At 36.9% G+C, this 26,188-nt stretch carries 17 protein-coding genes; 9 read left to right on the forward strand and 8 right to left on the reverse strand.

Annotated features, from left to right (window positions below):
- The first annotated feature begins 73 nt into the window (after nt 1-73).
- Together RCG20_RS19925 and RCG20_RS19930 are read left to right on the forward strand one after the other, a co-directional pair.
- Nucleotides 74-1,249, forward strand: coding sequence for a phosphomevalonate kinase (locus tag RCG20_RS19925; protein WP_308181876.1), 1,176 nt, complete (start codon nt 74-76; stop codon nt 1,247-1,249).
- A 136-nt stretch (nt 1,250-1,385) separates the two neighbouring features.
- The gene (locus RCG20_RS19930) at nt 1,386-3,749 is read left to right on the forward strand and encodes a nitric-oxide reductase large subunit (RefSeq protein WP_308181877.1); all 2,364 of its coding nucleotides are present in this window, start codon (nt 1,386-1,388) and stop codon (nt 3,747-3,749) included.
- Nucleotides 3,750-3,910: 161 nt separating this feature from the next.
- On the opposite strand, the gene yhfH is transcribed toward RCG20_RS19930, so the two are convergent.
- Nucleotides 3,911-4,039, reverse strand: a complete 129-nt coding sequence (gene yhfH, locus RCG20_RS19935) for a protein YhfH (RefSeq protein ID WP_308181878.1) — start codon at nt 4,037-4,039, stop codon at nt 3,911-3,913.
- Between the two features lie 450 nt (nt 4,040-4,489).
- Between yhfH and aspA the strand changes: the two genes are divergently transcribed.
- A complete protein-coding gene (gene aspA, locus RCG20_RS19940; protein ID WP_308181879.1) occupies nt 4,490-5,914 on the forward strand; it encodes an aspartate ammonia-lyase in 1,425 nt (474 codons plus the stop codon).
- Nucleotides 5,915-6,011: 97 nt separating this feature from the next.
- Here the strand turns inward: aspA and RCG20_RS19945 are convergent, their stop codons facing one another.
- The 4 genes from RCG20_RS19945 to RCG20_RS19960 all read right to left on the reverse strand — a co-directional run bounded on the left by RCG20_RS19945 (nt 6,012) and on the right by RCG20_RS19960 (nt 11,528).
- Nucleotides 6,012-7,172 (reverse strand): iron-containing alcohol dehydrogenase, encoded by a 1,161-nt coding sequence (locus RCG20_RS19945; RefSeq protein ID WP_308181880.1) that lies wholly within the window; start codon nt 7,170-7,172, stop codon nt 6,012-6,014.
- A gap of 247 nt (nt 7,173-7,419) precedes the next feature.
- Entirely contained in the window at nt 7,420-8,520 is a 1,101-nt protein-coding gene (locus tag RCG20_RS19950) for a GerAB/ArcD/ProY family transporter (RefSeq protein ID WP_308181881.1), read from the reverse strand.
- A gap of 234 nt (nt 8,521-8,754) precedes the next feature.
- Nucleotides 8,755-9,981: a Ger(x)C family spore germination protein gene (locus tag RCG20_RS19955; RefSeq protein ID WP_308181882.1), complete on the reverse strand. Its 1,227-nt coding sequence runs from the start codon at nt 9,979-9,981 to the stop codon at nt 8,755-8,757.
- Nucleotides 9,978-11,528: a spore germination protein gene (locus RCG20_RS19960; protein ID WP_308181883.1), complete on the reverse strand. Its 1,551-nt coding sequence runs from the start codon at nt 11,526-11,528 to the stop codon at nt 9,978-9,980. Before RCG20_RS19960 ends, RCG20_RS19955 begins: the two co-directional genes overlap by 4 nt.
- Nucleotides 11,529-11,837: 309 nt before the next feature.
- On the opposite strand from RCG20_RS19960, the gene RCG20_RS19965 reads away from it, so the two are divergent.
- From RCG20_RS19965 to RCG20_RS19980, 4 genes are all read left to right on the forward strand, one after another.
- Nucleotides 11,838-13,031 (forward strand): YhgE/Pip domain-containing protein, encoded by a 1,194-nt coding sequence (locus tag RCG20_RS19965; protein WP_308181884.1) that lies wholly within the window; start codon nt 11,838-11,840, stop codon nt 13,029-13,031.
- 131 nt (nt 13,032-13,162) lie between these two features.
- The gene (locus RCG20_RS19970; RefSeq protein WP_308181885.1) at nt 13,163-17,389 is read left to right on the forward strand and encodes an acyl-CoA dehydratase activase-related protein; all 4,227 of its coding nucleotides are present in this window, start codon (nt 13,163-13,165) and stop codon (nt 17,387-17,389) included.
- Nucleotides 17,390-17,724: 335 nt separating this feature from the next.
- Entirely contained in the window at nt 17,725-18,543 is an 819-nt protein-coding gene (locus tag RCG20_RS19975) for a formate/nitrite transporter family protein (RefSeq protein WP_308181886.1), read from the forward strand.
- A 268-nt stretch (nt 18,544-18,811) separates the two neighbouring features.
- Nucleotides 18,812-20,785 (forward strand): putative bifunctional diguanylate cyclase/phosphodiesterase, encoded by a 1,974-nt coding sequence (locus tag RCG20_RS19980; RefSeq protein ID WP_308181887.1) that lies wholly within the window; start codon nt 18,812-18,814, stop codon nt 20,783-20,785.
- 189 nt (nt 20,786-20,974) lie between these two features.
- Here RCG20_RS19980 and RCG20_RS19985 read toward each other — a convergent pair whose 3' ends face one another.
- The 3 genes from RCG20_RS19985 to RCG20_RS19995 all read right to left on the reverse strand — a co-directional run bounded on the left by RCG20_RS19985 (nt 20,975) and on the right by RCG20_RS19995 (nt 23,726).
- Nucleotides 20,975-22,219 (reverse strand): MFS transporter, encoded by a 1,245-nt coding sequence (locus RCG20_RS19985; RefSeq protein ID WP_308181888.1) that lies wholly within the window; start codon nt 22,217-22,219, stop codon nt 20,975-20,977.
- 59 nt (nt 22,220-22,278) lie between these two features.
- Nucleotides 22,279-22,734, reverse strand: coding sequence for a CBS domain-containing protein (locus RCG20_RS19990; RefSeq protein WP_308181889.1), 456 nt, complete (start codon nt 22,732-22,734; stop codon nt 22,279-22,281).
- A gap of 95 nt (nt 22,735-22,829) precedes the next feature.
- Nucleotides 22,830-23,726: a class I SAM-dependent methyltransferase gene (locus tag RCG20_RS19995; RefSeq protein WP_308181890.1), complete on the reverse strand. Its 897-nt coding sequence runs from the start codon at nt 23,724-23,726 to the stop codon at nt 22,830-22,832.
- Between the two features lie 207 nt (nt 23,727-23,933).
- Between RCG20_RS19995 and RCG20_RS20000 the strand changes: the two genes are divergently transcribed.
- The gene (locus RCG20_RS20000; RefSeq protein ID WP_308181891.1) at nt 23,934-24,425 is read left to right on the forward strand and encodes a PaaI family thioesterase; all 492 of its coding nucleotides are present in this window, start codon (nt 23,934-23,936) and stop codon (nt 24,423-24,425) included.
- A gap of 663 nt (nt 24,426-25,088) precedes the next feature.
- Nucleotides 25,089-26,105 carry a VanW family protein gene (locus tag RCG20_RS20005; RefSeq protein WP_308181892.1) on the forward strand — a complete coding sequence of 339 codons (1,017 nt, stop codon included), beginning with the start codon at nt 25,089-25,091 and terminating at the stop codon, nt 26,103-26,105.
- The last annotated feature ends 83 nt before the right edge of the window (nt 26,106-26,188 follow it).

Genomic DNA, 26,188 nt, shown 5'->3' on the forward strand with positions numbered 1-26,188 from the left:
ATGAAAATCACAAAATAGATCAGACATCGTTGGCTACCACCGAGAGATGTCTGCACATGTGAGGAGAATGACAATGACATGTTCAAGTTATTGTGTGAAAGTTCCGGGGAAACTGTTGATTGCTGGCGAATACGCTGTTCTTGAACCAAATCAGCGGGCTGTCGTCATTGCGATCAATCGTTATATAACCGTTTATATAGATCAAAGTATTCATAATCAACTTTCATTGCCACAGTTAGGATATGAAAATGTATCATGGGAAATGAATGCAAAACATGTTCAATTTAATATTTCTGACCCAAAATTAGATTTTATTCAGAATTCAATTAGGGTAGTTAATCAATATTTACAAGAAAATTCGGTAGAATTAAAACCATTTAGTCTAACCATTAAGAGTGACCTTGATGACCCAACAACGGGCCGAAAATATGGATTAGGCTCAAGTGCAGCAGTTGTCGTATCTGTTATTTCAGCCGTTCTAATGTTGCATAGTAGCGATGGAACTATTCGCCCAACGCTTGAAACTGTTTTTAAACTTGCCGCTATTGCACATTTAAAAACACAAAAAAATGGTTCTGGTGTTGATATTGCCGCATCAACTTTCGGCGGCTGGCTCTGTTATTCAGCATTTAAACCTAACTGGGTCCTAAATGAATTACAGCAAGTGAAAACACTAACAGAGTTAATAGAAAAGCCTTGGCCTAATCTTTCTATTACTCCATTAACTGCACCCACACATCTTAAATTATGTGTAGGATGGACAGGAGAAGCAGCATCAACAGCTCCTATGATTAAGAAAGTTCAAGAATTTCGTACAAGCAATCTAGAATCATATGCACGTTTTTTGAAGGAAACTTCAGATGCAGTTAATAGGTTGTTGAAAAGCTTTGAGATAAATGATTGTAATGGTGCCATTGAAAGTCTTACGCAAAACCGCAAAATTCTGATGAGGCTAGGCGAGCAAGCCGGCATCAATATTGAAACATCTAAGCTAAAAGATTTAAGTGATTTAGCTGAAACGTTTGGTAGTGGTAAATCATCAGGTGCTGGTGGCGGGGATTGTGGAATTGCTTTCTTAAAAGAAGACGGTCAAATTGAGGAACTATATAAAGCATGGAAAAATGCCGGTGTCATTCCTTTAAAATTAAGTGTTTCTGAAGAAGGCGCATCTGTAACAGAATATAACTCTGAAATATCGATGAATGAATATAACCATGAAGTCTCCACAAAAGAATATAGTTATCAATAATAGACAATCTTAACGATATTTACATGTAAATCGATTTTTAACATGTGATCGTTATTAATATTATTGTGAATATTTTCACAAATTTATAGATTATTATAATAGATAGAGATATAGACTTCTGAAAGAGGTAAAATATATGGAAGCCAAAAAATTAGGATCAAACCTGGGAAAACAAAATAAAGTAAAACGAAGCTTTATTAAAACAGTATGTGTAACCGTACTACTATTAGTTTTTACTGTATTATTAGTAGGGGGATATTGGATTTTTAAAACACAAGCACCACGACCTCTTGTAACAGATTCACATGGACAAGTACTATTTACAAAGGATTCAATCAAGGGTGGACAAGCTGTTTTCCAAAAATATGCATTAATGGACTATGGAACAGTTTTAGGAAATGGATCATACATGGGTCCAGACTATACAGCAGAAGCATTGAAAATCTACACTGGGGGCATGCAGGATTTCCATGCAAATAAAAAAGATGGTGTCCCATTTGCTAAACTATCAAAAGATGAGCAAACTGTCATTCGTGAAAATGTTAAAAATGAAATACGTAAAAATCGCTATATCAAAAAGACAGACACGCTTGTTTTGACAGATGCACAGGCATATGGTTTAAAACAGGTAGAAAACTATTACCATACGATATTTACAAAGGGTGATGGTTGGGGATTACAACCAAACTTAATTAAAGAATCAGATTTACCAGCTAAGAATCGTGCTTGGGTTGGTAAAGGTGATCAAATAAAACAAATATCTGATTTCTTCTTCTGGACGGCATGGTTATCAAGTACAGATCGTCCAAATGATAAAATTTCTTATACAAATAACTGGCCTTATTATAAAGATGCAGGAAATATGTTGACCTACTCGTCTATTTTCTGGAGTGGGGCAAGTATTACGATTCTATCATTATTCATGGGTTTAATACTTTATTTCTTCTATCGCTACCATTTAGGGATGAAAGAGGCATATACGCCTGGTAATTTCCCAAGAATAGATTTAAACAAAATACCTGTTACATCCTCACAGGTAAAAGCAGGTAAATATTTTGTAATTGTATCGATTCTGTTCTTCATACAGGTTATGTTTGGTGCGCTACTTGCTCACTATTATACGGAACCAGAGAGTTTCTTTGGAATAAAATGGATTACAAAACTATTACCATTCAGTATTGCAAAAGGAATACACCTTCAATTGGCAATCTTCTGGATTGCAACTGCATGGCTTGGTTTAGGTATTTATGTGGCACCACTTGTTGGTGGACACGAACCTAAACGACAAGGGTTATTAGTTGATATATTATTCTGGGCATTAGTAGTCTTAGTATTTGGTAGTACGCTAGGACAATGGTTAGGTGTGAAAGGATACCTTGGGAATGGCTGGTTTATGTTTGGTCATCAAGGCTGGGAATACCTAGAATTAGGAAGATTCTGGCAGTATATTTTAGCGCTTGGAATGGTCATTTGGCTATTCATTATGTATCGAGGAATAAGGAGTGCCTTAAAGCGTGAAACTGATCGAGGTGGTCTTGTTCATCTCTTATTCTACGCATCTATTGCTGTTCCATTATTCTATTGCTTTGCCTTTTTCATTCAACCAAATACAAGCTACACAATGGCTGATTACTGGCGTTGGTGGATTGTTCACTTATGGGTGGAAGGGATCTTTGAAGTGTTTGCCGTTGTAGTTATTGGGTTCTTATTGGTTCAAATGAAACTCGTAACAAAGAGTTCAACTGTTAAATCATTAATTTTCCAAATTACGATTCTATTAGGCAGTGGAGTTATTGGGATTGGACACCATTATTACTATAATGGTTCGGCAGAAGTTTGGATTGCTCTAGGTTCAATCTTCTCAGCCTTAGAAATTATTCCACTTACATTATTGATTCTTGAAGCATATGAACAATACAAAATGCTTCGAGATGGTGGAGTTGACTTCCCATACAAATCAACTTTCTGGTTCTTAATTTCAACAGCACTGTGGAACTTAATCGGAGCAGGGGTATTAGGATTCTTGATCAATCTACCAGCTGTAAACTATTTTGAACACGGTCAGCAATTAACACCTGCACACGGGCATGCTGCTATGATGGGTGTTTACGGAATGTTCGCCATTTCGCTACTTTTATTCTCATTAAGAAATATCGTAAAACCCGAAGCATGGAATGATAAACTATTAAAATTTGTTTGCTGGATGTTAAATGTCGGTTTAGCAGGAATGGTGTTCATTTCATTATTGCCAATTGGATTAGTGCAGTTAAAACTTGCCTATGATAAAGGGTACTGGGCATCACGTGATCCAAAAACCTATTTTAGCATGGATATTGTTCATAATTTACTACTATTTAGAGCCGTTCCGGATACCATTTTCTTAATTGGTGTTATTGCGTTAGTCGTCTTCTGTGTAAAGGCATTCTTTAATCTACGTAAACCAACACATGGAGAAAATGAGCCATTACCAGTAAGAGATTTAACAATAGATGAAGATTAATTATAAAAGTGCCATAGAGATAAGTTTGTCTCTATGGCTTTTTCTTTTGAAAAAGTAATAGGTAATTAGTAAAGTTGAATTCCACTCCAATTAACAATGAGACTTAACACAGCAAATAAAATCAAAAACCCTTACCAAGTGTAAGGGAATTATCAGACATTCTATTTATTATGTTCTCCGCAACAACCTACACATTCATCTAAATATGACTCGTGCATTTCCTCCATTTCGCAACCACATTCTTTGCATTCCTTCTTTGGTAAGTTATGGTAAAAATCCAAGTTCAACATATTTATTACCTCCTGTGTATTATTTGTTTTTTATTGTACTACAACAATATAAGAATATCAATATCTGTTATACACAATAATCTACAAAATAGTAAAAATATTTTGATTATACCGGTTTCAATGTAAATAACACTTTATTTTTTTACAAAAATATCCATAATTACCATACTATGCACCACCAATGGACAATTGTATTTTGACAGTGAATGCAGTTACAAACTCTAAAATTTTTTATCTATTTCATCGAATTATCTTGGTTTTTAGGAAGACAGCTACTGCCTAATTCGCTATAGTAAGGGTGGGACAAGATTATTCGCTAATTCGAGCTTGGTAATTATAACTGTGCTTTTGTCTTTGAACTTTGGAGTGGCTTGCCAATTAGTGAGTTTTCTTATCATGAATAAGAGGGACTGTCGAAATTGATAGTTTTTCAAAAAAGGTGGAATTGGGATGTCAACAGACAACAAAAGAATGGAACATGATTTTTTAGGGGAAAAAGAAATACCTGCTGATGTATATTATGGTATCCAAACACTACGAGCTATTGAAAATTTTCCAATAACAGGCTACCGCGTTAATGGAGATTTAATTCAGGCATTAGCAATGGTAAAAAAAGCAGCTGCTATTGCAAATATGAATACATCACGTTTGTATAGTGGATTGGGTGAAGCCATCTGTACAGCCGCCGATGAAATGATTGAAGGTAAGTGGCTCGACCAGTTTATTGTTGATCCAATTCAAGGTGGAGCTGGAACATCAATGAATATGAATATTAACGAGATTATTGCCAACCGTGCTCTTGAACTGCTTGGGCATGAAAAGGGTGCATATATTCATTTAAGTCCAAATAGTCATGTAAATATGTCGCAATCTACAAATGATGTATTTCCAACAGCAATACATATAGCAACTCTTAATTTATTAGAAAAATTACTTGAAACGATGAATCATATGCATGATACCTTCAAGAAAAAGGCTGTGCAATTTGAACATGTGATAAAAATGGGACGTACTCATCTTCAAGATGCTGTTCCAATCCGTCTCGGACAAGAATTCGAGGCATATAGTCGCGTCGTTGAACGTGATATTAACAGGATTAAGCAATCACGCAACCATTTATATGAAGTAAATATGGGCGCTACAGCTGTAGGAACGGGATTAAATGCAGACCCAAGTTATATTATTGATGTAGTAAAACAATTGGCGGAAATTAGTGGATTGCCACTAGTTAATGCCGAACATTTGGTGGATGCAACGCAGAATACAGATTCATATACAGAGGTTTCTGCAGCGCTTAAGGTTTGTATGATGAATATGTCAAAAATCGCCAATGATTTGAGAATGATGGCTTCAGGACCTCGAACTGGGTTAGCAGAAATTTCACTACCAGCACGTCAACCAGGCTCTTCGATTATGCCAGGAAAAGTAAACCCTGTCATGGCAGAATTGATCAATCAAATTGCATTCCAAGTAATCGGAAATGACCATACTATTTGCTTAGCTTCTGAAGCGGGCCAACTTGAGTTGAACGTTATGGAACCTGTTTTAGTTTTTAACTTGCTACAGTCAATTAGTATCATGAATAATGGATTCCGCACCTTTACAGATAATTGTTTAGTAGGCATTGAAGCTAATGAAGCTCGTCTTAAAGAATATGTAGAAAAAAGTGTTGGAATTATCACAGCTGTAAATCCACATATTGGCTATGAAGTAGCAGCAAGAATTGCCAGAGAAGCGACTGAAAGTGGAAAGTCAGTTCGGGAATTATGCCTTCTGCATGATGTCCTTACAGAGGAAGAATTAGATCAAATCCTAAATATTTACGAAATGACCAAACCAGGTATTGCTGGTGCAGCACTTCTAGATAGAGATTAAGTATATAAAAGGTGACAGGCACCATCCAAAAATTGGATGGTGCCTGTTTTGTTATAATAAGAGAGCTTAATTTTTTGATGTGTATAGTGTAAGGTGCTTACAAAGCACCCTTAATGATATCGATAACTTCTTGTAATTTAGGTTTACGAGGATTTGTAAATGAACATGCATCCTTCATCGCATTTTCAGCTAATGTTGGAATATCTTCCTCTTTTGCACCTAATTCTGTGAAACCAGAAGGAATGTTTAAGTCTTTAGACATTTGCTCAATTTTTGCAATGCCTTTTTCAGCGGCCTCACGAACGCTAAGGCCATCAACATTTTCACCTAAAGCAACAGCAATTTCAGCAAATTTATCTTCTCTAGCGATAAGATTGAATTTACATACATGTGGTAAAAGAATAGCATTGCATACACCATGTGGATAGTTGTAGAATCCTCCGAATTGGTGAGCGATCGCATGCACATAACCTAAAGAGGCGTTATTGAATGCCATTCCAGCTAACGATTGAGCAAATACCATTTGTTCTCTAGCTTCAATATCCTCACCGTTTGCTACAGCACGAGGTAAGTATTTTGGAATAATTTTAATTGCTTGAATTGCAAGTGCATCTGTAATTGGTGTGGCTGCAGTTGAAACATATGCCTCTACAGCATGTGTTAAAGCATCTAAACCTGTAGCAGCTGTTAAGGAGGGTGGCATTTTAACCATTAAAAGTGGGTCGTTGATTGATAAAGCAGGTGTTACATGTTTATCAACGATAGCCATTTTCACTTTGCGTGCAGAATTTGTTATAATCGTAAATTTGGTAACTTCACTACCCGTTCCGGCAGTAGTATTAATGGCCACAAGTGGAACCATTGGTTTTTTAGATACATCTACACCTTCGTAATCATGAATTGTGCCGCCATTGGCTGCTACTAATCCGATACCTTTACCTGCATCATGAGAGCTTCCTCCACCAAGAGTAACAATACCATCACAGTTTTCATCAATATAAGCCTGTAAACCCTCTGCTACGTTTTTATCAGTAGGATTTGGTTCTGCTTTTGGGAAAACGGCTACGTCCACCCCTGCTTCACGAATAATACCAGCAATTTGATCGACAACTCCTAATGCATTTAAACCTGCATCTGAGACTAATAGGGCTTTTTTAACTCCGAGACCTACTAATCGATTACCGACTTCATTGACAACTCCTTGACCAAATAAATTAACTGATGGCATGAAAAATGCACTTTGATTACCGTTTGACATAGTTAATTCCCCCAAAACATAGAGTTTTTTTGGTGTATTTTTCCTGTAAGCGCTCTCTGTGAATTAGTGTACAATAAGTTATTCTAATAATCTATAAATTTGAAAAACTGACACAGAAATTACATAAAATTAAAAACCTTCATAATATTTACACTTTGACAACGATAATATAATTTAGCAAAGCAAAAAATAAAAGGCAAAATCCGAATAAAGATTTCGCCTTTTTGTATTGAAATAAAACAATTGTTTATACAGATTGTCTTTTTCGATTCCGTAAGAATATCCATGCAATTAGAATTAGAAATATGGGAATAGCTGAGCCCATTAAGAGATTAATCGGAACATAGGACTCAAACATAAATTCGTTAAATTCTGCATAATTTTTTGCAAATATAATGGAACCCACTCCAATCAGCCATGCTAATGGAATGACTAATGGTCGGTATGAGGGTAATCGTAATGCTTGACCAATCCCTAAGCTAAGTCCGTAAAAAAACAAGGAGATTCGAATCATTGAGCCTACAGTCCAAAATAGGATAGCGATCGAATCAAAGCGATTAATGACTTCCCCAGCCCTTATATAACGAACTTCTGAAAAGGTTGGAAAGACCATTTTGGCTGCCTCAACAGGTCCGAATATTGCAATTGGCCCCGTGATTGGGCCCATGAAAATAATTAATGTAATAACTCCGGCGAATATCCCTGTTTTAACTAATTTTTTAGGTCTCTGTACATAGGGTAGTATCATACCCATAATTGCAAATTCACCGAACCATCCCATTATTGATAGAGATCCTTTTGCAACAGGTATAATCCCATTTCCTAAAATAGGTAATAAATTTGAGTAGTCTTTATTCTCATTCATAGTTAAGAAGACAAGCGTAATTCCGAATATGATCAGAATGGGTAACATAATTTGATTAACGCGCCCGAGCGTTTCCAACCCCAAATAAACAATAAAGGAAGTCAAAAGGAGAATAACAGTTACAAATGCCCAAGTAGGTGTTTCTATCATGACTTTTTTGTATGCTTCAACATATAATCGTGTCGCTAAAACAACCATCAAATAAAAATATAGGAGGTATAGAATCCCAATGATTTTTCCTGGCCATGAGAAATGCTGAAACAAGATTTCAATTAAAGTAAGTCCTGGGAAGCATTGCGACAATTTTGCTATAGCAATAATTCCAATTAATCCTAGGCAAGTACCCACAATCGCAGCAATCCAACTATCTTGTCGACTATAGAAGAAGACGACGGTCAATAGAATTAAATGACCGATAATCGTCAATGATGTAATCGCAAGCATTGCTGCCTGAGTATTGCTGATTCGGCCCTGTTCAATCATCTTTCAAACCTCCGTTTCATTTATCAATAGGGCTTAATTTATTTAATAGGCTTGCGATGGAAGGATCTCGAATATCATAGATCAAAAAAATCCCTGCAATAATTGCTAGTCCAATAATCCCAACTTGCACAAATAATGTTTTTTTTCTCTCTTTTTCAATATTTGGTAAGATTGGGGAGCTATCGAAATAATCATTAATCCAATAAGAAGTAGACTTAATATTATTTTCATACGTTACCTCGATTCATCAGGATTACTAGGATCTTTATGTAGCCCGTATCGGGATATGTTAGCCTTTACTTTTAAATCTACTTTCATATTTTTAAGACCTCCATTTCCCCAATTTGGTGCCATCAGATCCCATATCAAAGGCTGATTTCGATAGATGGCTTCTCCAAATCCAAAAATATCAGTTTGCCAATCCTTTTGGGCCTTATTTAATACAGTCGTTTCTTCTTTAATAATGATTTCTTCCAACTGTCGATTGAGCCGATCAATTTGATTACTGTCTAAATGAAGATTTGGAATTGTCACTTCGCCAATATCGGCTTCAACCTGAGTTTTAACAGTCATTTTTGTATATTTTTCAGTAATATATGGAATGAATTGTGACTTGCTATTCCTAATAATAATACTAACTTTTTTATCGTTTCCAAGGTTCATCACAATAATATCGTTTTTCAAATCACCTTTTATCCAAAGGAGTCCGTGTGTTTCCTTTTCATCTAAAAATCCTTTTAAGTTCCCTTTCTTAAAAACGGCTGTTCCGTCCAAACTGATCACTTGTGGTCTCCCTTTTTGGTAATACTGTGATTCCTGATCCTCACCTTTAGCATTAATCCCGAGGTCGTTTGCTGTCATTAAAACACCTGTTATCGGGTCTTTTGTATTACTAGTGAAGTCATTCATAAACTGGCTAATGTCTTTCACCATTTTTGTAGCGGCAAAACGACTTGATTTTGTTAAATTTTTGAATTCTAACCCCAGTGTTTTATTAAACTCAGGGGAAGTATTGATCACATCTGCAGCTTTCCCCTTTGTGACAAGTAGGTAGATATTTGGACGAAATTCATTTTCCCTACTAATAAAATCTAATGAGGGGATCATTTTTTCTCTGGCTGCTTTTTCTCCAAAAACAACAACATCTAAATGTCCGAAATAGATTTTATCAGAAATCGATTTTGATAATTTACTTATGGCTTCAAAAATGGTTTGACCGGTTGCTGTCTCAATTAAATATCTATTTTGTTTTCCATACCTAGGTCCACCAACTGATTCTGGAAAAAGTTCGGAGGGCCTAACTATTACAGTTGTAATTTCAAATTCTCCTGCTTCGTTGAAATCAATCCCCAGGGCGTTAATAATTCCAAGATCATGAATTTCCTTTGCACTCCAGCAACCAGAAAGAAGGAAAGGGATAAAAAGTAGCTGAAGGATCATTAGTCTTTGTGTCAATCTCATTCTTCATCTTCCTCCTTATTTTGTGGAGGTTTTGCATAATTCCCATCGCCCGCCCGTCTACTATTTTCTATATCAAGTCCAGCAGGGCGCGTTTTCATGGCCCACCATGGTGCACGAATGAAAACATCTTTCCAGCTTTCTTTTCGTGCAGGGGAAACAGGTGAGAAATATGGAACACCAAAAGAGCGTAAACTAACTAAATAGGCTAATCCAAACATGAGTCCGACAATGATCCCCATAAACCCGAATATCCCAGCCAATATAAGTAAAGGGACACTGGAAAAGCGGATAATCTGATGAAAGGAATAATTCGGTAAAATAAATGATGTTAAAGATGTAACAGATATTACAACAGCTAGCTCGGGACCAATTATCCCTGCTTGAACAGCTGTTTGTGAGATAATCACGAGTCCTAAAATAGTAATCGTTGCTCCACCAAAAGTTTTCGGCATACGTAAGCCTGCTTCACGGACAAGTTCAAATGTTAAAAGCATGAAGATTGCTTCAATTACGACTGGATACGGCAAGGATTCTCGGTCGGCAGCAATCTTAATCAAGAATGGATCTTGGAGCAAGTCTTGATGAAAGGTTGTTAAAGCAATATAAAAGGCTGGTAAAATCAGTGTTATAAAAAGGCCGAGAAATCGAATCCATCGCAGTAGGGTGGCCACTAGTGACGAGTCATAGTAATCCTCATTTGAATGCAGAAATTCAACAAATAAAGCTGGAACCGTTAATGCAAACGGTGAACCGTCGACAAGGATAGCGACCTTTCCATCCAATAAGCCACCGCAAACACGGTCTGGTCGTTCAGTACTGAAAACCGTTGGAACTGGCGATCTAGGGGAATCCTTTATCATTGCTTCGATGTAATGGCTTTCTAAAATACCGTCAATGTTTATTCTCTCTAGTCTGTGATGAACTTCTTTAATAATTTCATCACTCGCAATCCCTTTAATATAAACGACACTAATCTGTGTATTGGTTTGTTTTCCGATCGTTACATTTTCTACTTTTAATGCTGATGTTTTGATTTTCCGCCTGATCAACATCACATTTTTTTGAAGATCTTCAACAAAGCCTTCTCGGGGACCTCTAACCGTTCGTTCTGTAACTGAATCTGTAATGGTTCGGCCAAGTGTGTTGATTGAACGAAATACAAATGCATTTCGAATTTCATCAACAAGTAATACAGTATTCCCTGCCAAAATTTGTTCAACAACATGTTGAATTTGGTCTATTTCCATTACAGTGCTATAGGTGAAGCGTTTATGGATGAAAGATGGCACAGATTCCTTCAAATCAGTTATTTTTGAATAAGATGATAGGCCTTGTTCAATTTCAAACATGGCCTGAGTGCTGACCATTTCAGACAGATAGACCAAGCATCCCGCTTGGTTACTGAATTGAGTAATATGAAAAATAATATCGTCACATGATTCAAACATAACCTTTAAGTTATCAATATTTTGCATAAGAGAAGAAGAGAGTGAATTTGAAAAATCACTTTCGTGAATGATCCTATTTTTTGAAAACGATCCTGTCATGAGCCAAACACCTCCTAAACAATACGTTTTCCTAAGAGGTATGTAATTATTCAAAAGTGTAGAAATCATACATTGAAGAATTTGCTAAATAAATATGGAGGCTAACACAAGTTAAGCTAAAAGGAGAGATTGGTGAAGAACAAGCTTGGAATTGAACAGGACAAAGGGGGATGGATCTTATTAATGTGCCTTCTCTCATTCGAAATATAGTTGGTTTCAGTGTAAGGTGTATCATCAAAGTGTTCATTATTAATTTTAGCATTGTTTATGGTCCTTCCATCATAAAAATAAGTAAGGAGGATTCATATTATGAATTTATTAAAGAATAAACTGGCCCTTTTTTCACCAATTATTGTTTTGGTAGTGGTTATCATCTTTGGTCTAACAATTGCTCCAACCCTAAATCCAACACCTAAAAACGTACCCATAGCTATTGTAAACGAAGACATGGGGGTAGATGTTCCCAATCAAGGAAAATTGAATATGGGAAAAACAATATCAGAAAAAATCAAGGAAATGTCCAATCCAATACCTGAAAAAGAACCAGTTGTTAAATGGATTTCTGTAAGTAGCTATGAAAAAGTGAAGAAGGGTTTAGATAATAAGGATTATTATGCAGCATTCATTATTCCAAAAGATTTTAGTTTGAAACAAGCTTCACTTCGAACTCCAAACCCTGCTACTCCTGAGGTTAAAATAGTGATAAATCAAGGAATGAACACAATGGGTGCCACAATGGCTGGGCAGGTGTTAAATGGGGTTGTTGACAATCTAACTAATAATATCCGTACAGAAATAGTAGCAGGGTTTGAAAAACAAGGCCAGCCATTAACAACAAAACAGGCTGCTACACTAGTGGCACCGATTGCTAAAAAAGTAACAAATGTAAATGAAATTGGAACTCATAGCGCAAATGGAAATGCACCTATCTCCTTATTCCAACCACTTTGGATCGGTAGTATAGCTGGAGCAGTTATCCTATTTTTGATGATGAATAAATTAGTTTTTGCGGATCGAAAAGAAAAATTCATGAACCTATGGATACAGATTTGTACAGGGGCTGTCATTGCTCTATTTGCTGGATTTGGCTTGACATGGATTGCTGACACATTAGGAATGAATATTCAAAAATTTACAGATACTGCCTTATTTTTAGCGATTGCATACTTCAGCTTTTTCTTAATGATTACGGCTGTTTTATCGTGGTTGGGTATTAAGGGGATTGGAATCTTTGTGATTATTCTATTCTTCGGGGCGCCACTTTTAGCGATGGCACCGGAGTTTATGTCCCCATTTTACCGTGATTGGATTTATTCTTGGTTGCCAATGCGTTTCATGGTTGAAGGAGTGCGAGAGTTATTCTACTTTGACAAAGGGTTAAGCTTTAATCATGCTACATCTGTTTTACTATGGATCGGCATCATCAGTCTTATCGTTACACTTGTTTCCGGTTTAAAATCGTGTTCTATGAGCACGGTTAAAACAAAAAAATATAACATGTAAAGCCGTGGTTAGTTTTTAACCTTGGCTTTGTCTTTATAAAAAATAAAGCTTGTCTAGAATAGAGTTAAAAAAGGGAAGTGTTCACTAATGTCTGTTGGAAAGAGTGCGTCATAAGAAAGGAAGGATTAAGGATGGAACTTCAAGTTGGGCTCGATGTCGGTTCGACAACGGCAAAGCTAGTGGTGTTAAACAACCAGAATGAAATCATCTTTAAATCATACCAACGACATTTTTCTGATATTAAAAATACAACATTAAAACTTTTGAACCTGGTTGCTGATCAATTCCCACATGCAAAGCTAAAAATGAATGCAAGTGGTTCATCGGGGATAGGGCTTTGCGAACTTTTGGGAATTCCTTTTATCCAGGAGGTGGTCGCCTGTACAGAGGCAGTCAAATCAACGGACCCAAATATCGATGTAATTATTGAACTTGGCGGTGAGGATGCCAAGCTAATCTATTTATCAAATGGATTGGAGCAACGAATGAATTCGGCCTGTGCCGGGGGAACAGGGGCATTCATCGATCAAATTGCATCACTGCTGAATACGGATGCTGAAGGGCTGAACCTACTTGCTAGCGCAGCTGAGAAAATCTACCCGATCGCTTCAAGATGTGGTGTATTTGCGAAAACGGATATTCAACCGCTTTTAAATGAGGGGGCAAGAAGAGAGGATATTGCTGCCTCAGTGTTTCAAGCTGTTGTCAATCAGACAATTGGGGGGCTTGCCTGCGGACGCCCGATTCGTGGGAATGTCGCCTTTCTAGGTGGCCCACTGACATTCCTAAATCAATTAAGGCATCGATTCATCGAAACGTTGCATTTAAAAGATGAGCATGTACTGCATAGCCAAAATGGACATTATTATGTTGCGATTGGAGCAGCACTTGAAAGCGAACGAAATGATTCAATAGATATTGAAGAGCTGATCCAATTATTATCCGAATTGAATAACATGAAAGCTCCCACTACATCCCACCAACATAATCCGCTTTTTTCAACTGAATCTGATTTTCTCTCATTCCAAAATCGCCATAAGAGTGCAAAGGTAAAAAAAGAGCCCCTCGCAACCTATCAAGGAAATGCCTTCTTAGGGGTAGATGCTGGTTCAACAACGACAAAAATGGTCTTAATCGGTGAAAATGATGAAGTGTTGTATAGCTTTTATGAAAAAAATAAAGGTGATCCGGTTACTACTGCAAGAATGGGATTACAGAATCTTTATGAGTCCATTCCCGACAAAGTAAAGATTGGCTATTCTATGGTGACCGGTTATGGGGAAAAATTAATCCAAGCAGCTTTTCAAATGGATGATGGTGAAATTGAGACGGTTGCACATTATCAAGCCGCGAAAAAATTCCAGCCTGATGTTGATTTTATTTTAGATATTGGCGGACAGGATATGAAATGTATCAAGATCAAGGATGGGGTCATTGACCGGATCATTTTAAATGAAGCTTGTTCGGCCGGTTGTGGATCATTTTTAGAAAATTTCTCAGAGTCATTAGGGTTGAATATTCAGGATTTTTCAAAACTTGCATTAACCTCAGAAGCTCCAGTGGAACTTGGTTCACGCTGCACTGTCTTTATGAATTCCAAAGTTAAACAAGTCCAAAAGGAAGGCGCTAGTATCGCTGATATTTCTGCGGGCTTATCGTATTCTGTTATCTTGAATGCCCTTTATAAAGTAATAAAAATGAAATCAATGGACGAAATGGGGCGCCGAATTGTAGTTCAGGGCGGTACATTTTTAAATGATGCAGTGTTAAGAGCCTTTGAAAAATTGACTGGTAAAGACGTGATCCGTCCTGATTTAGCTGGTTTGATGGGGGCGTATGGAATCGCATTGCTAGCCAAACAGCGCTGGATTAAAGATACGAAGTCACAGCTATTATCAGAAGATAAGTTACAAGGGTTTCAAGTGACGACAACACATCGACGTTGTGGAATTTGTGAAAACAACTGCCCGATTACGATTAACCGTTTTGGTGGCAAACGGGCATTAATAACGGGGAATCGTTGTGAGCGTGGGGCAGGAAAACAGAAACAAAAAAGCTCGCTGCCAAATTTAATTGAAGAAAAGCTAGGGAAGTTATTCCAACGGACTGGTTTGACAGGAAGTGCTGCATATCGTGGCGTCATTGGAATCCCGCGCGTGTTAAACCTTTTTGAAAACTATCCATTCTGGCATCAATTTTTTACTGAACTGGGCTTTGAAGTTCGATTATCGGATCCATCAGGAAAAGAAATATTTGAAAAAGGAATTGAGACGATTCCTTCTGAATCTGTTTGTTATCCAGCAAAGCTTTCTCATGGACATGTGATGAATTTGATTGAGAAAGGTGTACAGACCATTTTTTACCCTGCTGTTGTATTTGAAAAAAATGAGCATAACACACTGCAAAACCATTTTAACTGCCCAATTGTCGCTTCCTACCCGGAAGTTATTCGTGTAAATATGGCAAAGGATCTTGAAGAAAATCAAATTCGGTTACTCCATCCATTTTTATCAATGGATGATCCTTCTTCACTAGTGAAAGAATTATTTATTTGCTTCAAGGACATTTCAAAACTAGAAATCAAGCAAGCTCTAAAAAAAGCTAAACAGGAAGAAGTAGCATTTACGGGGTGGCTTCACCGACGCGGTGAGGAAGTGATTGCTCAATTAGAACGAGATCATATAAAAGGTATAGTAGTTGCAGGGCATCCGTACCATATTGATCCGGCAATCAATCATGGTCTATCAGATGAAATCAATAAGCTCGGGATGGCTGTTTTAACAGAGGATTCCATTTGTCATCTTGCCGAGGATCAACAACGTAGCAATGTAGTAAATCAATGGACATTTCATTCCAGGTTGTATCAAGCAGCAGACGTTGTTAAAAAGTACCATCAGCTTGAATTGCTGCAGGTTACATCATTCGGCTGTGGTCTTGACGCGATCACCACGGATGCTGTTGAAGAAATATTGGAAGAGGGCCATCAACTCTATACCTGGATAAAAATGGACGAAATTAGTAATCTAGGTGCCGCAAGGATTCGATTACGTTCGTTAAAGGCAGCAATTGAAGAAAGAGATAAACAAAAAGACGCACTCAAACTGGTAGATACACCGAAAAGAATCGAACCGATTTTTTCCAAAGAGGATAAAGAAGGTTATACCATTCTTGCTCCCCAAATGGTGCCGACTCATTTTGCATTGTTTGAGAAAGCATTCCGACTTCATGGATACCATTTTAAAGTCCTTAAGGAGGTTTGTGATCATGATGTGGAGGAGGGTTTAAGATTTGTAAATAATGATGCTTGCTATCCGGCAGTAGTGTCGATCGGTCAATTACTATCGGCTTTAAAAAGTGGGGACTATGATTTAAATCGGACCGCGGTCATCATGTCCCAGACCGGTGGAGGCTGTCGAGCAACGAATTATTTAGCTTTGCTGAAAAGTGCCATGAAAAATGCTGGAATGTCACAAGTTCCTGTTCTCTCCTTGAATTCTGGCAGCTTGACGGCTGATACTCAGCCTGGATTTAAAATATCAGTGTCTTTGGCAAAAAAACTAGTTATTTCTTCATGCTTAGGTGATTTGTTGATGAGATTGAAGCTCGCAATCAGACCATACGAAACGATTAAAGGTAGTTCACAAACACTATATGATGATTGGTTAGTGCGCTGCCAAGAGTTGTTAGCTAATTTTTCTATGAATAGATATCGACAGGTTATAAAGGCGATGATCAATGATTTTAATAATATTGAAGTATCCATTGTAAAAAAGCCTCGTGTAGGAATCGTTGGTGAAATACTTGTGAAATTCCATCCCTTTGCCAATAATCAACTTATCGAGCTTATTGAGCTTGAGGGAGGTGAAGCAGTCGTTCCTGATTTTATCGACTTCTTTTTATACTGCCTTTATGATCGTGGTTTTAATGCTGCTCACTTCGGTAAATCAAAGATTGATGCAGCAATCGGAAGTATTGCAACAAAGTTTATCGAATATTACCGAAAGCCAATCCGTGAGGGCTTACTTGCGAGTGAACGATTTGATGTCCCCCTCGAATTTAATGAACTCGCTACAAAAGCGGCTCGCTTCTTAAGTTTAGGAAATCAAATGGGGGAAGGATGGCTGCTTCCAGGAGAAATGGCTGAACTAATGGAAAGTGGGGTCGAAAATGTGGTGTGTGTGCAGCCATTTGGTTGCTTGCCAAATCATATTGTTGGAAGAGGAATGTTCAATGCGATAAAAAAGGACTTTCCCAATGCCAACTTAATTTCTATCGATTATGACTCAAGCGTAAGCAAAGTTAACCAAATTAACCGCATAAAGCTAATGATCAACATAGCAAAAAATAAAAATTACTGATTACTTTTACTCATTCAAAAAGATCAACTTGAAAGTAAAAATATGAAAATGTCTTCTCTATGCTCGTTTATTCTAAAACGAGGCATAGAGGCGGCATTTTTTTTGCGATTTATCATTAATTTAATCAAAAAAGTCTTAACAGGGCTTATCTCCGCAGAAGTCCACAAATCCCGTTCAATCGATCATAATTAAAAATGTCATAATTAACGGAATACTCTTTTTTCACTATTAACATAGTGAAAAAGGTACACTAAGGGTAAAGAGTGAGATAAAATAAAGGCAAAGATTTCACAAGGTAAAAAAGAAAAATAGTCTAATATAAAGGAGAACATCATATGGCCTACAATTCACCAGAAAAAATAGTCGAAATTACAATAAATAATGGAGTGAAGAAATCAAAATTTCCTCTATCACAATCTCTTATTTTAGGATTCCAAGCAGGCGCATTTATTGCGTTAGGTTATTTGCTTTGCGTTCGGACAACAGCAACATTAACTGGAGATTTGGCCGGATTAAGTAGTTTGATAGGTGGTGCTGTATTTCCAATCGGGCTCATTCTTACTTTACTTGCAGGTGGAGAACTTCTGACGGGGAATATGATGGTTATGCCTCTAGCCAGGTATGCAAAAAAAATTAACACAAAACAAGTGATAAAGAATTGGTTCTTTATAACAATTAGTAACTTTATTGGGGCTATTTTTGTTGCCTATTTTTTCGGGCATTTGATTGGCTTGACAGAAACAGGACCTTACTTAGCAAAAACTGTTGCTACTGCTGGACTGAAAATACACACAACGTTTATGCAAGCATTTCTTTCCGGAATTGGCTGTAATTATTTAGTTACCGCGGCTGTATGGCTTTGCTACGGTGCAGAAGATATCACCGGAAAAGTTTTCGGTATCTGGGTTCCAACCATGACCTTTGTTGCTGTTGGATTCCAGCACGTTGTCGCCAATATGTTTATCATTCCCGCTGCTATTTTTGCAGGTCACTTTACTTGGATGGATTATTTACACAATTTTATCCCTGTATTCTTAGGAAATGCCGTTGGTGGAAGCGTATTCATCTCGATGGCCTACTGGTATGCCTTTAAGAAAAAGGAATCTAGCATTAAGCAGTCAAATGATTTTCTTACTTCAAAAAAAGGTGCGTAGAAAATCCATAATAGAATGTATTTAACCCCAAGATGATAGCCATTGAATTAAATTGTTTTTACCAACCACCCTCATGCTTGCAAAGGGTGGTTTTCTGCAAATAGAACATTAGAACTAGTCCTCTTTGCTACTTTGTAGTATATTCGATATAATATTAATTTTAAAAATGTTTAAACAATTGATATAGATTACTGGTAACTAGTCTTTTACTGTTTCAAATGACCCCTTCGTTTAGGCAATGCAAATTTAATCATAGGAGATGATGAGTATGCGGCTCATATTTCTAGCATTCTTAGTTCCCCAAAAATACTTTCCCGCTTTTGTTAATAGTAAGACATCCTCAGCAATGGTAATCAACCAAAATACTAGTAAATTAATTTTAGGAATAACCGTTATCATTTTACTTATTCTTTTTATCGTTAAAAAATATGTGACCCATTTAAAAGATAAGCTCTATTCTAATTATCAGCAGCTTTTACGTGCAAATCAAGAATTAGCAGTCGCAAAAGAAAATTTACAAATCAATTACAATGAACTTTTGGACAAACAGTCTGCACTCATTACAAGTGAAGAACGATACCGCCTTGCTGTGGAAACAGCCAATGATGGGCTGTGGGATTGGGATTTACAGGAAAATAAATGTTACATATCGGAAAGATGGAAGGAACGTTTATCTCTCCCGGAAAGTGCGATTGTGAATCATTATGAAGTCTGGTTAGGACAAATGCATCCTGAAGATGAAGCGAGGGTTCGTCAACTAGTAAAGGATTATTTAGAAGGAAAAACAGATAAGTATTATATTGAATATAGATTGAGAGACGCTTTTGACAACTATATTTGGACCTTAAGTATAGGTAAATTGATAAAAGACCAGTTTGGAAACAATCTTAGAATGGTCGGATCTCATACGGATATTACTGAAAGAAAAGAATATGAAGAAAAGATATATAAAATGGCTTATTATGATGGACTAACGAACATACCAAATCGGTCTTACATGATTGAAAAACTTGATAGAGCAATAAATCTGTCAATAGAATTGAATGTAAAAGGAGCGTTATTTTTTTTAGATCTAGATAATTTCAAGCAAATCAATGATACTCTTGGTCATGATTTTGGGGATCAACTGTTAAAGACAGTTAGTGACAGGCTAATATCCTGCATAGGATCGGATTTTATTATGGCTAGACTCGGAGGCGATGAATTTGTCATTTTAAAAGAAATAATAACCTCAAAAAGTGAAGTGGAGGAAACAGCACAACGAATCATACATCTTTTTCAAAATAAATGGATAGTAGAAGAAAATGAGATGTTTGTGACAGTTAGTATGGGATCAACCATTTTCCCAGACGATGGGAAAAGTGTTCGGAAAATCCTTAAAAATGCTGATACGGCCATGTATTGTGCAAAGGATGCAGGGAAAAATGCGTACAATGTCTTTGATGAAACCATGCTTGAAACTGTATTGGTTCGTAAAGAGATGGAAATGGATTTGAGGAAAGCAATTGAATGTCATGAATTTAAGTTATTCTATCAGCCGTATTTTAAAGCAAATACAAGGGAAATAGCTGGTATTGAAGCGTTAATTAGATGGTTCCATCCACAAAAAGGCTTGATTTCTCCAACAGAATTTATTCCAATTGCAGAGGAAACCGGCCTAATCACCGGAATTGGAGAATGGATTTTAAGAGAAGCCTGCAGGCAAAATGAGGAGTGGCAAAAAAAAGGGTATCAAAAAATAGCTGTTGCAGTTAACATTTCTACATTACAAATCTCTCATAATAGCCCACAACTTTTAAAAGGTATCTTGTCTGAATCTGGTCTGGAAGCAAAATGGCTCCAGATTGAAATAACAGAAAGTGAAGTTATGGAAATAGTAGAGGAAAATATCCTCATATTAAATCAAATAAGAGAATCTGGAATAAAGATATTGTTAGATGATTTTGGAACAGGCTATTCTTCGCTCTCATACTTGAAAAAGCTTCCGCTTGATATGGTTAAAATAGACAGGAGTTTTATTTTAGATATTGAAAGGCAAGAAAAAGAGATAGTGATAACAGAAGACATTATTTCGATCGCCCATAAGCTAAACCTTGAAGTAATTGCAGAAGGTGTTGAAACGCAAGAACAAGTGGATTACCTACTAAATCATGAATGCGACTTCTTACAAGGTTTTTTCTTTATCGAGCCCTTATGTGCTGAAGAAATGGAAGGATTGTTGAAAAATAATCTTAGCCTTTAAAAGAAGAAATGCAAAGGTTTAGAAGAATGTCGACACCGGGTTTGACGAGGTAATAGGCTATTCGGAAGTTCAACCATAATTTGTAAATAGTAGAGCGTAGTTGCACTTATGCCCTAGTAGAATTTATGGATATAAATTCTGTTTAGCCAAAAAAGGATCTGCCCCGCGGCAGATCCTTTTTTTAAAAAATTAATGACCTAATCCAACATGATCGACATGTTTCACGTGTTGATAATTGAGTGCGATAAATAGTACTGATAGTAAAACGAAACCTGCTCCTACAATAAACGGAATTTGTGGGTTATACCACTCTGCTAATTTACCTGCAAGAAAGGGAGCTATTGCTCCTCCGATGAAACGAAGAAAGCTATAAGCAGCAGATGCAGTTGATCGTTCAACAGGTGCAGAATTCATAACTGCCGTTGTAATCAGGGTATTGTTATTTCCTAATACTGCACCTGCGAAAATTACAGCAGTGATTACTACCCATGGAGTTGATGCCCAGATTCCCATGATGACTAGAAGAATAGCAAACAATGTTAACATTGCACACATGGATTTAATGGTTCCAAACCACGTTTGAAGTTTTGGAGCTACGAATACTGAAGTAATTGCCAGTAATAATCCCCAACCAAGAAAGACATAGCCTAATCCATGCTCATCTAAGCCCATAACAAAAGGTGCGTAAGCAAGCAATGTGAAGAATCCAAAGTTATAAAGGGCAGCCGCAATCCCAAACGTTAAAAGAGAACGGTGCTTCAAAGCACGGAATGGATCTAATAAAGATATTTTCGTTTTAACCATTTTTTTGCTTTTCTCTTTAGGCATTAAAATGGTTAGGCCAATGAAGGCTAACACCATTAAGGCAGCGACTCCAAGAAACGGGCCTCTCCAGGACATGGCACCTAGCCAGCCTCCGAGAAGTGGTCCAACTGAAATTCCAAGACCAACAGCTGCTTCATATAAGATAATAGATGTAGCTGTACCACTAGTAGAAAGTGACACGATAGCGGCTAATGACGTTGCAACGAACAGTGCATTGCCTAGCCCCCAACCGCCACGTAGTTCAACAAGTGCCCAAATACTATTTGAAAACCCTCCGAGTGCAGAAAACAATGCAATTATTATAATCCCTGTTAGTAGAGTCCATTTGATACCAATCCTTGATGAAACTGCACCGGTAATGAGCATGGCCACTGCCATAACGGCATTATAGCTTGTAAATAGCAATGTTACCTGGCTATGCGTAGCATCCAGGTTTTTTGCAATGGCTGGTAAAATCGGATCGACAAGACCGAGACCCATAAAAGCAATAATACTAGCGAAAAAGACGGCCCATACAGCTCGAGGTTGTGTTAATAAACCTGTCTTTTGTTCCGTAGATGAAATGATTTCAGAAGGTGATGTTGCTGCAGGTTGTGGTAGTGATGACATTTGTAAATCTCCTATTCTATTACCTTTTTTCCGGTTGACTCTTACTATTTTTAACCACTTTAAAGAATGGCTTTGAAAGAATTCCTAATAACGTCTCCGCGGCTAATGATTCCAACTAAGACACCGTTTCGTTCAACTGGGAGTTTTTTAATATGTTTTTTTCCTAAGATTGCTGCAATATTCTCCAATTCCTCATCCCAAGTAACTTTAAAAACTTTCTTTCGGGCAATTTCAAGGACATTTAAATTGAGGAGTCTTTTTGTTCTTTCCTCGAATTCCTCGTCGTCTCCTTTTATCACGAATGCATAGTAGAATGAATCAATGACTCGATCCTCATGTTTGCCAATGTAGCGCATAATATCTCCGTCACTTACATAAGCAACAATTTGATTTTTGTCATTAACTACCGGAATACCACTGATCCGATTTTCAATAAATTTTTCAATAACAGACCGAACAGTATCGCTTTCCTTAACCTTATAAACTTGGCTGATCATAATTTCGTGAGCTTGCATTTCCATCCCCCTATCAAACTATTTTTTAAAATAAAATGTGCTTGAGAATATATAATTGTATTATACAACCATTCTTAATGTTGTCAATAGTGCTTTTAAAAGTCGCCGTTTTCGAACATCCCATATATTCCTTCAATAATGGTAGTGTTTGTTTTTTGCTGACCTGCGATTAAAACAGGCATTTGTTGCTCCTGTCCAATTTCGTGGAATTCAATAAAATCAGATTCCTCAAACGTAACATGTAAACCTGCATTTTTTAACAAAATTGCCCATAATGCTATTGACCCTTTTCCTGACAATCTTTCACAAGTAATGAATTTACTTTCTTCGTCCTTTAAAAGAGGTCGAATAAGATTAAGTAGGTAGGCTTGTTCGTTTTGGTGAGCCAAGCTATCTAGATCCTCTTTAGACCAAGGGGGTTGCACATCTGGAAATTCCCCAATTATTTCATGAAAAGACCGTAATGACGTGATAAGATTAAATGAATTTTCGGGAAAATATTCTTGAATATCATTAAAATCCATAGTTAAAAATGAGATATTGGGTAGATTTAAATTCCGTGCAAGTTCATTTGCACATTTAATTGCATTTCCATGGATATCAATTCCAATAATATCTGAATGAGGGAACAGCATTGCGTAAAAACAAGTAACAATACCATTATCGCAGCCTAAATCTAAGATTTTGTTAGGTGCTTTAATTTGATAATTTGTAAACCATTCAAAATAGCTTTTATATAAATCAGTAGAAAAATTCGAAACATCTAGGCTTAATTTTAGATTTTGATTTTTAAATTCGTAAAGGCTTTCTGCATCGCTATCACCTTCATTATGCTTCTGAAATGCCTGATCAAGCTGATCAAGAATATCTTCTTCATGATTCCTTTCTAAGTGCTCCCAAAACTCTTGATTGTTACAACTTGCTTTTAGTCCAATCAAGTTTAAATAGTTTGAAACGAACTGTACATTTTCCGAAACGCTTTTATCGGACATGTTAAGATCAAATCCTCCCTAGTGAAAAAAACATTATTATCTATTATTAAAGGGGCTGTTAAACCTGCCTATGGAATTCCGATTCCATTCCTTTTATTTTGCTCTCTTAGTTAATTTACCTAATCAATTCTTATTTGTAAAAGGTTGTTATAGGTAACGACTGAATGTATTGTGTGTTATAATATTCTGATAAAAGGAGGCGTTTTTGTGGAGGAAAAGGTAATAAAGGCAATACAGGACGTGTACCCGGATGATTTTGCATGGTGTTATGGTTGTGGACGGCTGAATGAAGAGGGCCATCATTTCCGAACTGGTTGGCTAGGGGAGCAAACTATGACGATTTTTACTCCTAAACCAGAGCATACTGCCCTTCCTGGATATGTTTACGGTGGAATGATTGCGTCGTTAATTGATTGCCATGGAACAGGTTCAGCTGCCTTGGCATTACATAAAAAGAATGGACAAGTAATAGGGGATGGGTCAGATGCTCCTCGTTTTGTTACTGCATCATTAAAAGTGGATTATCTAAAACCAACCCCACATGGTGTGCCATTAAAAGCGGTCGGAACTCTACAGGAGATCCATCCGAAAAAGTGGAAGGTAGAGACGGAAGTATATGCAAATAACCATCTTTGCGCCCGCGGTGAAGTCGTTGCCGTGGTAATGCCGAGTACTTTTTTAGCTAAAGAAGAAAAGTAGAAGTATAATCTTGATTCTCTTTGCTCAACCTGCAAAGAGGATTTTTTAAATCGAAAAATATTTAATTCAAGAAACAAAAGCTGCAATCGTTTTGCAAAAGTAAATGGAAATAGGCAAGTTTTCATTATGTAATAAAAGGCTTAAATAAAGAATAAGATATGTAGTCAAATTAAAAATCTCATGAAAAGGAGTGAAAGAATGGATTATATTTCAGATCTCTCCTATAACCAATTATTAGTTCTACCTTTTCGAAAGGAAACAGGTGTTTTGAAAAAGGATCTCCCCATGTATTCGACAATGACCCCAACTATCCCGCCATTTCTCCCATCTCAGAGTGTAAGTAGGTACCCCAAAAATCCGTCTTTTCACATGCAAATTGAAATACTTAAATATCGAGATAAACATAAATAGTATTGTTTTAACTTTTGAGAATAAGAAACTCATTTTAGCTTCACTCTAATCAGTGCTTTGGTAGGGGATACGAAGAAAAGCTAGTATTTGCCCGCATTTTTAAAGTTATTCTTTTCTATTTTTATATAATTTTTTCCTTTTTTTAGGAATATCGCAAGAAAAACAGAATAAAATAGGGAAATAAAAAATAGCTTCATTTTTTTAATTGAATATGAAAGAGCTATTCAAAATTAAAAGAGAAGTTGGGGAAAAATGAAAAAGGGTATATGGGTTATTTCAATTGTATTAACTTCTAGTTTAATAGGATTAACTGGATGTTCAGAGAACAAGGTAAAAGAAAAGGCACTTGAAAAAAAGGTAACTGAATTGCAAAAGCAAGTTGAGCAAGAGAAGAAATCAAAAGAAGCCGATGACAAAGCAAAGAAACAAGCAGAACAGAAGCCGATTGTCGTAAATATAGTGGATCCGAATACAAAAAGTTTCGTAAAAAGTTTTGTTCCAAAAGAAATGGGATTTGGAACAAATAATGAAAAATATAAACAGGAAATTGAAAAGTGGGCAAAGGACGTAGCAAGGGGAACACAAACTACACCTGGATATGATAAGAGAATGCTCCCTGATAGGATCGGTGTTAATGGATTAATTGTAAAAGGAAGTCCTAGAACTATATTGGAGGAGTCGGAGTTGTCTGAAAAGGTACTCCAAGCTTCGGAAAAGGGTGGGGATGTGGAGTTGCCACTCTATGTGACGCAAAGTGGATATAAACCTGAAGATGCTTCTCATTTAGCTGAAGTAGTGGTCGCTACTTATTCGACTCATTTTAATAGTAGCGTTGTAGGAAGAGGGAAAAATATTGAACTATCAGCGCAAGCCATTAATAATGTCATTATCGGGACTGGGGATATATTCTCTTTTAATACAACTGTTGGACCGAGTGACCAAGAACACGGGTATCAAAAAGCGAAAGAAGCTGTAGACGGGAAATTAGTCGATGGAATAGGTGGCGGCATTTGTCAGACATCCTCAACATTGTATAATGCCATCGATCAATTAGGCGTTAGTTACGTCGAAAAGCACCATCATTCATTACATGTTGGATATGTTCCAACAGGGAGAGATGCAACGGTATCCTATGGTGGAGCGGACTTTAGATTTCAAAATACGACAGGTGTGCCATTACTATTAAAAGCAATTGTTAGAGCTGGGACACTGACAGTAGAGGTAAGAACATCGAAACTGTATCAAGCCAATATAAAAAAGGGGCTTTAAGCTATCACGTCAGGAAGTCTGAGTAAAAGTTCCAAAGTAGTTTCAATAGTATAGTGAAATCAAATGGATATTCTTATTCAATT

It is taken from the genome of Neobacillus sp. PS3-40 (genome assembly GCF_030915485.1).
Lineage (GTDB): Bacteria > Bacillota > Bacilli > Bacillales > Cytobacillaceae > JAUZPL01.